Source organism: Streptomyces sp. NPDC085524, assembly GCF_044541755.1.
Taxonomy (GTDB): domain Bacteria; phylum Actinomycetota; class Actinomycetes; order Streptomycetales; family Streptomycetaceae; genus Streptomyces.
On sequence record NZ_JBITTH010000039.1, the window covers coordinates 1 to 13422 of the forward strand.

Below are 13422 nucleotides of genomic sequence, written 5' to 3' on the forward strand. Positions count from 1 at the left end.
TTTTTGGCACGCTGTTGAGTTCTCAAGGAACGGACGCTTCCTTTGTACTCACCCTCAGCAACATCGGCTGGGGCTTTCCTCCGGGCTTTCGTTCTGCTGTCCTGCGTTTCCGACTCTATCAGACTCTTTCGTGTCCGACTTCCTCGGCGCTTTCCAGGTCTTCGCTTTCGCGCTTTCCCTTCCGGCGTTTCCGACTCTATCAGCGATTTTCCGTCCCCCTGACCATTCGTCGTTTGCCCAAAAAGGCATACGGGAATCAGGACAGAGATCGAGATCAGCACTGAAGAGGAGGAGTCCCGTCCACCGGACGTTCGCGAAAAGTTCACACGGAGCGTCCTGGCGGGAGAACCGACAGTACAGGCCCCGTGGTGCCCAAGCAAATCGATTCAGGCGTATGGTCTAGTCCACCGGTCTAGTCCACTAGTCTCCAGGCCCAAGGACCAGTCCGGATCAGGACCAACATCGGGCGAATCCGAACATCCTCTGACATATCCTTCTGAAGAGTACGCCGTTCGCAACACGTAGTGACGGCGACACGAAGAAGCCCCACCCCTGGGAGGCCCCCATGACCAGCGTGACGTCCCCACTTGCCGGGCGCGCCATCGGACTCGCGGCAGTGCCGGATCCGGTGTTCTCCGGCGCCATGGTGGGTCCGGGCACCGCCATCGATCCCGTGCGCGAGCCTTCGGAGGCGGTCTCCCCCGTCGACGGTGTGATCGTCTCCCTGCACCCGCACGCGTACGTGGTCGTCGACGGTGACGGACACGGCGTGCTCACGCACCTCGGGATCGACACCGTTCAGCTCAATGGCGAGGGCTTCGAGCTCCTCGTGAACAAGGGCGACACCGTGACCCGTGGTCAGGCCGTCATCCGTTGGAACCCGCTGGCCGTCGAGGCGGCCGGCAAGTCGCCGATCTGCCCGGTCGTGGCGCTGGAAGCCTCCGTCGAGTCCCTCGCCGACGTGGTCGAGGACGGGGACCTGAAGGCCGGAGACGCGCTCTTCAGCTGGAAGTGACCTGTCCGCCTGCACGGGCGAGTCGGACATCCACCGCGGCGGCTCGGGCCGCCGCTCAATCGGAGACGGGTGAAATGGAGACAACGCTGCGAGGCGTCGGCGTGAGCCACGGTGTGGCGATCGGCGAGGTACGGCACATGGGCACGGCGGTCCTCGAACCGCCGGCCAGGCAGATCACCGCGGATGAGGCGGAGCGTGAGCAGGGGCGCGCCCGCAAGGCGGTGAGTGCCGTGGCGGCCGACCTGATCGCGCGTGGCCAGCTGGCCGGTGGCGAGGCCCAGCACGTGCTCGAGGCCCAGGCGATGATCGCCGAGGACCCCGAGCTGATGGCGGACGTCGACCGGCGGATCGCCGTCGGCAGCACCGCCGAGCGCGGCGTGTACGACGCGTTCGCCGCCTACCGCGACCTGCTCGCCGGGGCCGGCGAGTACATGGCCGGCCGGGTGGCCGACCTGGACGACGTGCGCAACCGCATCGTGGCGCGCCTGCTCGGCGTGCCGATGCCGGGTGTTCCGGACAGTGACGAGCCCTACGTGCTCATCGCGCGGGACCTCGCCCCCGCGGACACGGCTCTGCTGGACCCCGCGCTGGTGCTCGGTTTCGTGACCGAGGAGGGCGGGCCGACCAGCCACAGCGCGATCCTCGCCCGGGCGCTGGGCGTACCGGCGATCGTGGCGCTGCCCGGTGCCGGTGAGATCGCCGAGGGCACGGTCATCGCCGTGGACGGCAGCACCGGCGATCTGTTCGTCGAGCCGAGTGACGAGAAGCGGGCCGAGCTGGAGGCCGCGGCCGCGGAGCGCAAGGCCGCGCTGGCGGCCTCTTCCGGTCCTGGTGCGACGTCCGACGGTCACAAGGTGCCGCTGCTGGCCAATGTCGGTGGTCCCGCGGACGTGCCGGCGGCCGTGGAGGCCGGGGCGGAGGGTGTGGGCCTGTTCCGCACCGAGTTCCTCTTCCTGGACGACAGCAAGAAGGCGCCGTCCGAGGAGAAGCAGGTCGAGTCCTACCGCAAGGTGCTCGAGGCGTTCCCCGAGGGGCGTGTCGTCGTGCGGGTGCTGGACGCGGGCGCCGACAAGCCGCTGGACTTCCTGACTCCGGCGGACGAGCCGAACCCCGCGCTGGGTGTGCGTGGTCTGCGCTCGCTCCTCGACCACCCGGACGTGCTGCGCACGCAGCTCACCGCGCTGGCCAAGGCTGCCGAGGGTCTCCCCGTCTACCTCGAGGTCATGGCCCCGATGGTGGCCGACCGCACCGACGCCAAGGCCTTTGCGGACGCCTGCCGTGAGGCGGGTCTGAAGGCCAAGTTCGGCGCGATGGTGGAGATCCCCTCCGCTGCGCTGCGGGCGCGCTCGATCCTGCAGGAGGTCGAGTTCCTCTCGCTGGGCACGAACGACCTCGCGCAGTACGCCTTTGCCGCGGACCGCCAGGTGGGTGCGGTGTCGCGGCTGCAGGACCCGTGGCAGCCGGCGCTGCTCGACCTGATCGCGATGTCGGCCGAGGCCGCCAAGGCGGAGGGCAAGAGCTGCGGTGTCTGCGGCGAGGCCGCTTCGGACCCGCTGCTGGCCTGTGTGCTGACCGGCCTGGGTGTCACCTCTCTTTCGATGGGTGCCGCTTCGATTCCGTACGTGCGGGCGACGCTCGCCAAGTACACGCTCGCCCAGTGCGAGCGGGCCGCGGCCGCCGCTCGTGCGGCGGACAGCGCCGAGGAGGCCCGCGTGGCCGCGCAGGCGGTGCTCTCCGGCGAGTAGGCCGGATCGGCCGGACGGGTGAGTGAGTGAGTGGTTGAGGGGCCTTCGCCGGTGGTGAGGGCCCCTCGGCGTTTTCCGTTCCCGGTGCGGCCTAGTGGTGGGGGCCCGGTTCGTCCACCTCGTAGCCCGGGCAGTACTCGACGCCCGGTTCGGGGGCGACGGGTTCACCGGTGTCGGCGTCGGTGCAGTACGCGTTGAAGACGGCCGCGGCCGACAGGGCGACGAGGCGGCCGCGGTCGAGCCGCCAGCCGTGGACCCGGTCCCTGTGGCCCTCGGCGGAGCTGCGCAGGACCAGTCCCCCGGGGCCGCCGAGGGCGAGGCCGGCTGCCAGGACGGTCACGAAGTCGAGTCCTTCGCGGCCCTCGATGCGGGGCGTGGACTCCTGGTCGTCGGTGGACTGTGCATGGAGCACCGCGACGAGCTGTTCCGTCTCGGTCGGGACGCTGCAGACGAAGTGGTGGCTGCCGCCCCCGGCACCGGCCATGAGGCGTTTGACCGTGTCCGTGGCGCGGTCGAAGGAGGCGTGGCCGATGTCCTCGCCGCAGTCGGCGCAGGCGCCCACTCCGGCGAGGAGCGTCGTGGCGTACTCCCAGGTGGCCTGCCGGACGGCTTCGTCGACGAGGAGCGGGACGAGTTCGTCGATGGGCTGGCCGGTGTAGGGCAGTCCGGCCCCGTGTCCGGCGAGCTCGGCGGTGAAGCGGGTGCGCGTCTCGGCGGTGTCCGGGTCCAGGCCGTTGTCCTCGCAGTAGCCGGCGTACTCGTCGGGGTCGAAGAGGGCGACGGTGGTGTGGATGCCCTGCGCGGCGAGGGAGCGGAGCAGGGTCTCGACGTGGCGGAGGTAGTCCGCGTAGTCGTCACGGTGGTCGAAGGTGAAGCTGCGGTAGCCGCTCATGGCCGCGAAGTCCCCGGAGTCGGCCAGGAGGCCGACGGTGCTGGGGGCTTCGCGGCGCAGTGCGCGGCGGCGGTGGGTGTCGTTCTTGCGTGGCATGGCTGGCTCCCCCTGAGTGGTGCGATCGATTGCTCACTCAGAGTAATCACGGCCACTGACAGTGGCCGTGATCGTGGGTCCGGGCTCAGCCGCGGGTGCGGGCCAGCTCCTCGTAGAAGTGGAGGAGGTCGAGGTTGTCGACGGAACCCGGATTGACCGCCTTGGCCAGGGGTGCGCCCTGGAGCAGCCGCTTCACGGGGACTTCGATCCGCTTGCCGGTGAGGGTGTGCGGGATGCCCGGGACCTCGATGATCTCGTCGGGGACGTGGCGCGGGGAGAGCTCTTCGCGGATGGTCTGCTTGATCCGGGTGCGGAGGTCGTCGTCGAGGGCGGCGCCCGGGGCGAGGTGGACGAAGAGCGGCATCCAGTAGCCGCCGTTCGGCTCCTCCAGGCCGATGACCAGGGACTCCTTGATCTCGGGGAGGCGCTCGACGGCCTCGTAGATGTCGGCGGAGCCCATCCGGACGCCCTGCCGGTTGAGGGTGGAGTCGGAGCGGCCGTGGATGATCACCGAGCCGTGGTCCGTGATGGTGATCCAGTCACCGTGGCGCCAGACGCCCGGGAACATGTCGAAGTAGCTGTCGCGGTATCGGCTGCCGTCCGGGTCGTTCCAGAACCGGATCGGCATGGACGGCATGGGGTTGGTGACGACGAGCTCGCCGACCTCGCCGAGGACGGGCTTGCCGGCCGGGTCCCAGGCCTGGAGGTCCGTGCCCAGGCAGGCCGCCTGGAGCTCGCCGATGTGGACGGGGAGGGTGGGGACGGCTCCGGCGAAGCAGCTGCAGACGTCGGTGCCGCCGCTGACGGAGGCGATCCACAGGTCCTCGGCCACCTCGTCGTGGAGCCAGCGGAAGCCGTCGGGCGGGAGCGGGGAGCCGGTGGTGGCCACGCACTTCACGGCGGAGAGGTCGAAGTCCCGGCCCGGGTGGACCCCGGCCTTGCGGCAGGCCATCACGTAAGCGGCGGAGGTGCCGTACAGGGTGGCCCCGGTGCGCTCGGCGATCCGCCACTGGGCGCCGGTGTCGGGGTAGCCGGGGCTGCCGTCGTACAGGACGACCGTCGTACCGGTGAGGAGGCCGGAGACGAGGAAGTTCCACATCATCCAGCCGGTCGAGGTGTACCAGAAGAACCGGTCCTCGGGGCCGAGGTCGCAGTGCAGGCCGAGCTGCTTGAGGTGTTCGAGGAGGATGCCGCCCTGCGACTGGACGATCGCCTTGGGGAGGCCGGTCGTACCGGAGGAGTACAGGACCCAGAGCGGGTGGTCGAACGGGACCGCTTCGAAGACGGGCTCGGTGTCGGCGGAGGTCAGGTCCGACCAGGTGAGGGCGCCCTCGGGGGCCGGGGTGCCGAGGAGCGGGATGTGGACGACGGCGCGCAGGGAGGGCAGGTCCGCGCGGAGCTCGGCGACGGTCTCGCGGCGGTCGTGCTGCTTGCCGCCGTAGCGGTAGCCGTCGACGGTGAACAGGACGACCGGCTCGACCTGCTGGAAGCGGTCGAGGACGCTGCGGGCGCCGAAGTCGGGCGCGCAGGAGGTCCAGACTCCGCCGACGGCGGCGGTCGCGAGCAGGGCCACGGTCGCTTCGGGGATGTTGGGGAGGTAGCCGCTGACCCGGTCGCCGGGGCGGACGCCGAGGGCGCGCAGTTCCGCGGCGAGGGAGCCGACCTGGCGGCGGAGCGCGGCCCAGGTGACGGGGACGGGCTCGTGGGTCTCGTCGACGTACAGCAGGGCGGCGTCGTCGGCGCGGGCCGGGTCCTCGCCTGCGCGCAGGGCGTGCTCGGCGTAGTTGAGGGTGGCGCCGGTGAACCAGCGTGCGCCGGGCATGGAGCGGTCCGCGAGCACGGATTCGTACGGGGTGGTGAAGCGGACGTCGAACCACTCGGCGACGGCCTGCCAGAAGGTGTCGAGTCGGTCGACGGACCAGCTGTGCAGGGCGGGGTAGCCGCCGTCGGCGGGGGCCCCGTGGCGCTCGGCGGCCCAGGCCTGGAAGGCGGTGATCCGGGCCGCGGCGATCCGGTCGGGGCCCGGGGCCCAGAGGGGTTCCGGCTGCGTGGCTGAAGTCATGGGGTCGGCTCCCGGTCAAGTCTGCGGCTCGCGCGTGGTGTGCGTTGCGTACGGTGCCTGCGCGCGGGGGTGGGTGCGCGTCGGCCCACAGGGACGATGCCACGTGATCGAGATCCGCACCAGGGCCGTCAGCTGCGGCGCGGCCGTGCCTGCCGGGTGAACGGCAGTTGAACGCAGCCCCCTGGGCCGGGGGCCGGTGGCAGGGTGATCGGCATGAACGGTCGTGATCTGGTGCGCGTGGTGCAGGACATCGGCTCGGAGCGCGGGAGGCGTGCCTGGCTCGCGGCCTGGCGGCGCCGGCGGGCGGACGCGGTGGGCCTGCCGCCCCGGGGCGCGGAGCGGGCGCGGGTGCCCGGGCTGCTGGCGGACACGGAGCCGCTCCCGGGCGGGGGCGTGCTGCGGTTCGCGCGCTCGGAGCTGGTGGTGCGGGTCATGGTCGGCGGTGCGGTGTTCTGGAGCTGGGACGGTGCCGGGCCGACGCCCTCGTACGCGGTCGTGGGCAGCGGGCCGGAGCCCGATCCGAGGGCGGTGCTGGAGCCGGACACCGGGGGTGGCTGGCGGGTGGTGTCGGAGCGGGTGACGGTGGCCGTGTCCCGGCACGGGGCGGTGGAGGTGCGCACTCCGGGCGGAACGGTCCTGCGCCGGGACTCCCCGCCGCGGTGGTGGGAGCCGGTGGACCCCCGGATGGGCGGGGCCAGGTGGGTGCAGCGGAGCGAGGTGCCTGCGGACGCGCGGTTCTTCGGGCTGGGCGGGCGGGCGGCGGGGCCGCGGCTGCGGGACGGGACGTACCGGCTGTGGAACACGGACCCGAAGGGCGGCTTCGGCCCGGGGGTGGACCCGCTGTACCTGACGATGCCGGTGCAGATGGTGGTCGCGGACGCGGGCACGCACCTGGTGTTCCACGACAACTCGTGGGACGGGCGGGTGGTGCTGCGCGAGGGCGAGGAGGGCGCGGGGTCGGGGGTGGACCGTCCCGGGTCGAGCGAGCTGCGCATGGAGGGCGGTCCGCTCAGGTGCTGGGTGCTGGTGGGGCCGCCGGCGCGGGTGGCGCAGGGCTGGTCGGGGCTGACGGGTTCCGCCGCGGTGCCGCCGGAGTGGGCGCTGGGCTATCAGCACGCGCGGTGGGGGTTCGGGAGCACGGCGGAGGTGCGGCGGGTGGTGTCGGGGTACGCGTCGCGCGGGCTGCCGCTGTCGGCGGTGCACCTGGACATCGACCACTACGACGGGCACCGGGTGTTCACGGTGGACGAGGAGCGGTTCCCGGACCTGCCGGGGCTGGCCCGGGAACTGCGGGAGCAGGGGGTGCGGCTCGTGTCGATCGTGGACCCGGCGGTGAAGGCGGGCGACGCGGTGCACGCCGCCGGGCTGTCGGTGGGGCCGGGCGGTGCGTTCGTACGGGACGCGCGGGGGCAGGAGGTGCGCGGTGAGGTGTGGCCGGGCGAGTGCGCGTACCCGGACTTCACGGATCCGGCGGTGCGGGAGTGGTGGGGCGGGATGTACGCGGAACGGCTCGCGCGGGGTTTCGCGGGGTTCTGGCACGACATGAACGAGCCGGTGTCCTTCGCGCCGTTCGGGGACACCACGCTGCCGAGGTCGGCCCGGCACTCGATGGACGGTGCGGGCGGCGACCACCGGGAGGGGCACAACGTGTACGCCCTCGCGATGGCGCGGGCGGGCTGGGAGGGGCTGCTGCGGCTGCGGCCGGAGGAGCGGCCGTTCCTGTTCTCCCGGTCGGGGTGGGCGGGGATGCAGCGGTACGGGGGCACGTGGTCGGGAGATGTCGAGAGCACGTGGGACGGGCTGCGGGCCTCGCTGGCGCTGGTGTTGGGGCTGGGGCTGTGCGGGGTGCCGTACTCGGGGCCGGACGTGGGCGGCTTCGGGGGTTCGCCGTCGCCCGAGTTGTACGTGAGGTGGCTGCAACTGGGGGCGTACCTGCCGCTGTTCCGGACCCACTCGGCGATCTGGGCGGGGCGGCGGGAGCCGTGGGAGTTCGGGGCGGAGGTGGAGGAGCAGGCGCGCGTGCTGATGGCGGAGCGGGACCGGCTGCTGCCGTACTTCGTGACGCTGGCGCACCTCGCACGGCGGACGGGGGCGCCGTACGTGCGGCCGCTGTGGTGGGGGAATCCGGAGGACCGGCGGCTGCGGAACTGCGAGGACGCGTTCCTGCTGGGCGATGCGCTGCTGGTGGCGCCGGTGCTGGAGTGCGGGGCGGACCGGCGGGCGGTGCGGTTGCCGCGGGGGCGGTGGTACGACACGGCGACGGGGGCGGCGCACGAGGGGCCGGGCCAGGTGCTGCTGGACGCGCCGCAGGGGCGGATCCCGGTGCTGGCGCGGGCGGGTGCGGTGGTTCCGGTGCGGTGCGCCTCCGGCGAGGGGGTGCAGCTGGAGGTGTGGGCCCCGGCGCGGGGGCGTACGGGTGGCGGGGTGGTGATCCGCGATCCGGGGCCGGGGTTCGAGCCGGGGGAGGTCGAGCGGTACACCGTGCGGTGGGCCGGCGACGCGGTGGTGGTGGAGGACGAGGCGGGGGCCGTGGTGGAGGGGGCGGTGGTGCGGGGGCTCTAGGCGAGCGGCGGCGTGAACGGGGCGGTGCGGGTTCCGTGCCCGGGCCGGGCGCCGGACCCCGCTGCTCCAGCGGGAGCGGGGCGGTGCGGGGCGGTGCGGTGCGGGGCGGTGCGGTGCGGGCCGTGCGGGCCGTGCGGGTTCCCCTGCCGGGACCCCGCTCCCCGAGCGAGAGCTGGCAGTGCGCGTCGCGCCGGACTCCCCGGCGGACGCCGCTCCCCGAGCGGAAGCGGGTTGGTACGCGTCGCGCCGGACTCCCGGCGGACCCCGCTATTCGACCTGGAGCGGGGCGGTCGGGGCTCCCCGCCGGAGTCCGCTCCCCGGGCGGGATCGGCTTGGTGCGGTCGCGCCGGGCTCCCCGGCGGTACCCGCCCCCCAGAGGGAACGGGTCGGTCCGGTCGTGCCGGGCTTCCCCGGCGGGACCCGCTCGCCGAGGGGAGCGGGTTGGTGCGCTTCGTGCTGGGCTCTCCGGCGGAGTTCGCTGCTTGAAGGCCGGAGGGCTGGAGGTGGGCGGAGGTCGTACGCTCACGTGGTGATCATTTCCCTGCCGCCCGGCGAGTTCGGTGCCTACCTGTTCGACTGCGACGGCACCATCGCCGACTCGATGCCCTTGCACTACCGCGCCTGGAAGGAGGCCCTCGGTGAATGGGACTGCTCGTTCCCCGAGGACCTCTTCTACGCGTGGGGAGGCCGCCCGGTGGCGGACATCATCGCCTCCCTCAACGAGAGCCAGGGGCTGGCCATGCCGGTCGCGGCGGTCGAGCGGCGCAGGGAATCGCTCTACCGGGAGCTCCTCCCGCAGCTCACGGCCGTTCCGGGGGTCCTGCCGCACATCGAGGACGCGTACCGGCGCATACCGACGGCCGTGGTTTCCGGCAGCACCCGCGATTCCGTCACCGCGTCGCTGACCGTGCTCGGCCTCCTCGACAGGTTCGACGTGCTCGTGTGCGCCGGTGACTACGAGAAGGCCAAGCCCGACCCCGAGGCGTTCCTGCGGGCCGCCGAGCACCTCGGGGTCCCCGCGGAGGCGTGCCTCGTCTTCGAGGACACCGACCTGGGGATCCGGGCCGCCACCGCGGCGGGCATGGCTTCCGTACGGGTCCCGCAGCCCGGCCGGGGGTGAGCGGCGGGCCGCCGGCTCAGGCGTACTTGCCCTCGAACCAGGCCGCGACCGCCCGGGTGTGGAGGGGGAAGGCCAGTTGTGCCGGGGTGCGCAGGACGTGCCAGCCCGTGGTCTCGTCCGTCGGCTTCGATTCGGGGAGGTCGGCGGTCGGCCGGGCCTGGAGGAGGCCGAAGAGGAGGAGGTGGCCCGCCGGGGAGCTCATGGCGTCGGCCAGGGCGACCTCGGCGGCGGGGGCCGTGATGCCGGTCTCCTCGCGGAGTTCGCGGACGACCCCTTCGCGCCAGTCCTCGCCGAAGTCGATGAAGCCTCCGGGGAGGGCGATGCCGCCGAGGGCCGGTTCGATGGTGCGGGTGATGACCACCAGGCCGGTGCCGTCCGCGTCCTCGACGGGAAGCAGCGCGATGGCCACCGGGAGCGGGTTGCGGTAGGCGACCGCCCCGCAGGCGTCGCAGGTGCGGGGCCACGTACGCGTGGAGTACGTCGCTCCGCAGGTGGAGCAGTGCGAGTCCCTCAGCTGTGCCGACATGCGGCGATCGTATGCCAAGGGGCCTGCGGACGGCGGCTGTTGTTCCCCGTCGCTGTCGCCCCGGTCCGGCCGTGAGTACCGTGCCCGCATGACTTTCAGCTCGTACGAGGAATTCTGGCCGTACTACGTCGCCATGCACTCCCGCGCCGCCACCCGGTGGGTCCACCTCACCGGAACCCTCACGGGGCTGGCCCTGACCGCCTACGGGGTGGCGCGCGGGCGCAGGCGGTACCTCGCCGCGCTCCCGCTCGTGGGGTACGGGACGGCCTGGCCCGCGCACTTCCTGATCGAGGGGAACAACCCCGCCACCTTCGGCCATCCCGTGTGGTCGCTGCGCGGGGACGCGCAGATGATCCGGATGATGCTGGCGGGCCGGGACGCGGAGCTGGGCGAGATCGCGCGGAAGTGGCTCGCCCAGAACCGGTGACCGGGTCGGCCCTGCCGTGACAGACTTCTGACGATGCGTCAGCTCTGCTGCATGGGAGGGGTCTTGGCACGCACACGCACACCCGTCGTGACCGGGTGGTTCACCGAGGACGCGGCGGGCGGCGGCTTCCGGCTGCTCGGCACCCGCTGCTCGGCCTGCACGGCCGTGTTCTTCCCGCGCGAGGACGCGTACTGCCGCAATCCGCGCTGCCCCGGCGGCGGGGAGCTCGCCGAGGTGCCGCTGTCCGCCCGCGGCCGGGTCTGGTCCTACACGGACGGGCGGTACCGGCCGCCCGCACCGTACGTGTCCGATCCGGAGGCGCCCTGGGAGCCGTACACGCTCGTCGCCGTGGAGCTGGAGGCCGAGGGGATGGTCGTGCTCGGCCAGGCCGCCCCGGGCGTCGGCGTCGCCGATCTGGCGGTCGGGATGGAGGTCGAGGTGGTGGGCGGCGTGCTGAACGAGGACGCCGGAACCACGTGGACCACTTGGCAGTTCAAGCCGGTGGGAGGAGCCGCATGAGCGCCGGTCGCACGAGCGCCGCGGATGTCGCCGTCCTCGGGGCGGGCATGCACCCCTGGGGCAAGTGGGGCCGGAGCTTCGTCGAGTACGGGCGGGCCGCTGCGCGGGCGGCGCTGGCCGACGCCGGGCTGGACTGGACTGACGTGGGCTCGATCGTCGGCGCCGACACCGTGCGCTCCGGCTACCCGGGCTACGTGGCGGGGGCGACCTTCGCCCGGGCGCTGGGCTGGCAGGGTGCGCGCGTGACCAGCGTGTACGCGGCGTGCGCGTCCGGGGCGCAGGCGATCGGGACGGCCCGGTCGCAGATCCTGGCCGGGCTGGCCGACGTGGTCCTCGTGGTGGGTGCGGACGCCGCGCCCAAGGGGTTCTTCGCCCCGGCCGGGGGCGATCGGCCGGACGATCCGGACTGGCTGCGCTTCCGGGTGCTCGGCGCGACGAACCCGGCGTACTTCGCGCTCTACGCCCGCCGCCGGATGGCCGTGTACGGGGACACCGCGGAGGACTTCGCCCAGGTCAAGGTGAAGAACGCGGCGGCCGGTGTGCTCAACCCGAACGCCCGCTACCGGCGCGCCGTCACGGCGGAGGAGGTGGCGGCCTCGGCGATCGTCGCCGATCCGCTGCGGCTGCTCGACATCTGCGCCACCTCCGACGGGGGCGCGGCGCTGGTGCTGAGCAGCATGGAGTTCGCCCGTGCGCGGGGGGTGGCCGACCCGGTACGGATCCGGGCCGTGTCGACGGTGACGCCGACGTATCCGCGGACGGTGCTGGACCTGCCGGACATCGCCACGGATTCGGTGGTGGCGGTGGAGCCGGCAGCCGGATCCTTCCGCTCCTCGATCGCGCGCGCCGCGTACGAGGAGGCGGGGCTCGGGCCCGACGACCTCTCGCTCGCGGAGGTGTACGACCTCTCCACCGCCCTCGAACTGGAGTGGTACGAGGACATCGGGCTCTGCGGGGAGGGCGAGGGCGCCAAGCTCGTACGGGAGGGGGCGACCGCGCTCGGCGGGCGCATCCCGGTGAACGCGAGCGGCGGGCTGGCCTCCTTCGGCGAGGCGGTTCCGGCGCAGGCCATCGCGCAGGTGTGCGAGCTGACGTGGCAGCTGCGCGGGACGGCCGGGGAGCGGCAGGTGCCGGGGGCGCGGGCCGGAATCACCGCGAACCAGGGGCTGTTCGGGCACGGTTCGGCGGTGATCGCCGTCCGGTGACGGGTTCGGGTTGCGCGAACGCTTGACGGTGCCGTGCGGCGGGTTCACACTCGCTCCACAGTCCCGCGCGGCGACCGGGACCGCGAACCCCCCATGAGAGCTGCGGCCCGTACCCCAGTCGGCGGGGGTACGGGCCGCCTCCTTGTCAGGCCCCGGCTTCCACCGTGAGGCTCATGCGCCGGGCACGGGCCAAGGTCATGGCGTGCTCCACGACTCCGACCAGTACGTCCTTCACGGACTCCCGGTCGCGCGCGTCGCACAGCATCACCGGCACCTCGGGGTCGAGGTCGAGTGCCTGCCGCACGGTCACCACGGGGTGCCGGTCGGCGCCGTCGAAGCAGTTGACCGCGACGACGAACGGGATCGCGCGCCGCTCGAAGTAGTCGATCGCGGCGAAGCAGTCGGCGAGCCGGCGGGTGTCCGCGAGGACGATCGCGCCGAGCGAGCCCTGGGCGAGCTCGTCCCAGAGGAACCAGAAGCGGTCCTGGCCGGGAGTGCCGAACAGGTACAGGACGAGGTCCTCGCGGAGCGTGATGCGTCCGAAGTCCATCGCCACGGTCGTGGTGCTCTTGCCCTCCACTCCCCCGGTGTCGTCGATGCCGATGCCCGGCTCGGAGAGCCGTTCCTCGGTCCGCAGGGGTCTGATCTCGCTTACCGCACTGACCAGGGTGGTCTTGCCCACCCCGAAGCCGCCCGCGACCAGGATCTTCAGGGTCAGCGGCTCGACCGGTGACACGGCATGCATGGCACCGGTGCGGCTAGAGCGCCCGAAGGCCATCGATCACCTCACGCAAAATGGATTCATCGGGCAGTTCGGCCGGGGGTACCGGCCTGGTCACGTGGACCAGTTCGTCGGCGACCAGGTCGCCGATCAGGACGCGGACCACGCCGACCGCGAGGTCGACGTCGGCCGCGAGTTCCGCGACCGACTGCGGCCGGTCGCGGCACATTCCGAGGATGTGCGCGTGTTCCGGGGACAGGGTCAGGTCCCAGACCGGATCGTCGGCCGCCGGTTCCGCGACGACGAGCGCGATCAGGTCCAGCCGGTGCTGGCCGGCGTGGCTGGTCCGTCCGCGCGTCATCGCGTACGGGCGGACGACCGGACCCGCGTCGTCGTCGAACCAGTGGTCGTGCTCGCTGGTCGGTGCATCGGCCCGGTCGACCGCGTGGTCGCCCGGGCCGCTGATACCGCTGTCGGCTGTGTCGTGGTCGCGAGGGTGCCGGCGGTCGTGGCCTGGTTCGCTCATGCGGTC

13 protein-coding genes are annotated in these 13422 nt (G+C 72.8%); 8 read left to right on the plus strand and 5 right to left on the minus strand.

Going from position 1 to position 13422, the window contains the following annotated elements:
- The 3 genes from ACIGFK_RS38545 to ptsP form a co-directional block, all read left to right on the plus strand.
- A partial coding sequence (locus ACIGFK_RS38545; RefSeq protein WP_400055565.1) for a hypothetical protein occupies positions 1-284 on the plus strand: 284 nt, incomplete at its 5' end.
- A gap of 281 nt (positions 285-565) precedes the next feature.
- Positions 566-1015, plus strand: a complete 450-nt coding sequence (locus tag ACIGFK_RS38550) for a PTS glucose transporter subunit IIA (RefSeq protein WP_376660570.1) — start codon at positions 566-568, stop codon at positions 1013-1015.
- A gap of 74 nt (positions 1016-1089) precedes the next feature.
- The gene (ptsP, locus tag ACIGFK_RS38555) at positions 1090-2760 is read left to right on the plus strand and encodes a phosphoenolpyruvate--protein phosphotransferase (protein WP_376660571.1); all 1671 of its coding nucleotides are present in this window, start codon (positions 1090-1092) and stop codon (positions 2758-2760) included.
- A 91-nt stretch (positions 2761-2851) separates the two neighbouring features.
- Here ptsP and ACIGFK_RS38560 read toward each other — a convergent pair whose 3' ends face one another.
- Positions 2852-3748 carry a hypothetical protein gene (locus ACIGFK_RS38560; RefSeq protein ID WP_376660572.1) on the minus strand — a complete coding sequence of 299 codons (897 nt, stop codon included), beginning with the start codon at positions 3746-3748 and terminating at the stop codon, positions 2852-2854.
- Between the two features lie 85 nt (positions 3749-3833).
- On the minus strand, positions 3834-5810 hold the full coding sequence (locus ACIGFK_RS38565) for an acetoacetate--CoA ligase (protein WP_376660573.1): 1977 nt from the start codon (positions 5808-5810) through the stop codon (positions 3834-3836).
- A gap of 213 nt (positions 5811-6023) precedes the next feature.
- On the opposite strand from ACIGFK_RS38565, the gene ACIGFK_RS38570 reads away from it, so the two are divergent.
- The gene (locus tag ACIGFK_RS38570) at positions 6024-8372 is read left to right on the plus strand and encodes a glycoside hydrolase family 31 protein (RefSeq protein ID WP_376660574.1); all 2349 of its coding nucleotides are present in this window, start codon (positions 6024-6026) and stop codon (positions 8370-8372) included.
- 529 nt (positions 8373-8901) lie between these two features.
- Complete coding sequence (locus tag ACIGFK_RS38575; RefSeq protein ID WP_386472377.1) at positions 8902-9492, plus strand: HAD family hydrolase; 591 nt, start codon at positions 8902-8904, stop codon at positions 9490-9492.
- A 16-nt stretch (positions 9493-9508) separates the two neighbouring features.
- Here the strand turns inward: ACIGFK_RS38575 and ACIGFK_RS38580 are convergent, their stop codons facing one another.
- A complete protein-coding gene (locus tag ACIGFK_RS38580; protein WP_376660576.1) occupies positions 9509-10018 on the minus strand; it encodes an NUDIX domain-containing protein in 510 nt (169 codons plus the stop codon).
- 88 nt (positions 10019-10106) lie between these two features.
- Between ACIGFK_RS38580 and ACIGFK_RS38585 the strand changes: the two genes are divergently transcribed.
- The 3 genes from ACIGFK_RS38585 to ACIGFK_RS38595 are packed head-to-tail and all read left to right on the plus strand — an operon-like array spanning position 10107 to position 12169.
- Complete coding sequence (locus ACIGFK_RS38585) at positions 10107-10445, plus strand: Mpo1-like protein (RefSeq protein WP_376660577.1); 339 nt, start codon at positions 10107-10109, stop codon at positions 10443-10445.
- 51 nt (positions 10446-10496) lie between these two features.
- Entirely contained in the window at positions 10497-10964 is a 468-nt protein-coding gene (locus ACIGFK_RS38590; RefSeq protein WP_376660578.1) for a Zn-ribbon domain-containing OB-fold protein, read from the plus strand.
- On the plus strand, positions 10961-12169 hold the full coding sequence (locus ACIGFK_RS38595) for a lipid-transfer protein (protein WP_376660579.1): 1209 nt from the start codon (positions 10961-10963) through the stop codon (positions 12167-12169). Before ACIGFK_RS38590 ends, ACIGFK_RS38595 begins: the two co-directional genes overlap by 4 nt.
- A 145-nt stretch (positions 12170-12314) precedes the next feature.
- On the opposite strand, the gene ACIGFK_RS38600 is transcribed toward ACIGFK_RS38595, so the two are convergent.
- Both ACIGFK_RS38600 and ACIGFK_RS38605 read right to left on the minus strand, forming a co-directional pair.
- On the minus strand, positions 12315-12947 hold the full coding sequence (locus tag ACIGFK_RS38600) for an ATP/GTP-binding protein (protein ID WP_376660580.1): 633 nt from the start codon (positions 12945-12947) through the stop codon (positions 12315-12317).
- The gene (locus ACIGFK_RS38605) at positions 12928-13416 is read right to left on the minus strand and encodes a DUF742 domain-containing protein (protein WP_376660581.1); all 489 of its coding nucleotides are present in this window, start codon (positions 13414-13416) and stop codon (positions 12928-12930) included. The genes ACIGFK_RS38600 and ACIGFK_RS38605 overlap by 20 nt, the downstream gene beginning before the upstream one ends.
- Positions 13417-13422: the final 6 nt, after the last annotated feature.

Bases quoted from the DNA above. Each gene is read 5' to 3' on its own strand.
- ACIGFK_RS38550 (WP_376660570.1), top strand. From the start codon at position 566: ATGACCAGCGTGACGTCCCCACTTGCCGGGCGCGCCATCGGACTCGCG.
- ptsP (WP_376660571.1), top strand. From the start codon at position 1,090: ATGGAGACAACGCTGCGAGGCGTCGGCGTGAGCCACGGTGTGGCGATC.
- ACIGFK_RS38560 (WP_376660572.1), bottom strand. From the start codon at position 3,748: ATGCCACGCAAGAACGACACCCACCGCCGCCGCGCACTGCGCCGCGAA.
- ACIGFK_RS38565 (WP_376660573.1), bottom strand. From the start codon at position 5,810: ATGACTTCAGCCACGCAGCCGGAACCCCTCTGGGCCCCGGGCCCCGAC.
- ACIGFK_RS38570 (WP_376660574.1), top strand. From the start codon at position 6,024: ATGAACGGTCGTGATCTGGTGCGCGTGGTGCAGGACATCGGCTCGGAG.
- ACIGFK_RS38580 (WP_376660576.1), bottom strand. From the start codon at position 10,018: ATGTCGGCACAGCTGAGGGACTCGCACTGCTCCACCTGCGGAGCGACG.
- ACIGFK_RS38585 (WP_376660577.1), top strand. From the start codon at position 10,107: ATGACTTTCAGCTCGTACGAGGAATTCTGGCCGTACTACGTCGCCATG.
- ACIGFK_RS38590 (WP_376660578.1), top strand. From the start codon at position 10,497: ATGGGAGGGGTCTTGGCACGCACACGCACACCCGTCGTGACCGGGTGG.
- ACIGFK_RS38595 (WP_376660579.1), top strand. From the start codon at position 10,961: ATGAGCGCCGGTCGCACGAGCGCCGCGGATGTCGCCGTCCTCGGGGCG.
- ACIGFK_RS38600 (WP_376660580.1), bottom strand. From the start codon at position 12,947: ATGGCCTTCGGGCGCTCTAGCCGCACCGGTGCCATGCATGCCGTGTCA.
- ACIGFK_RS38605 (WP_376660581.1), bottom strand. From the start codon at position 13,416: ATGAGCGAACCAGGCCACGACCGCCGGCACCCTCGCGACCACGACACA.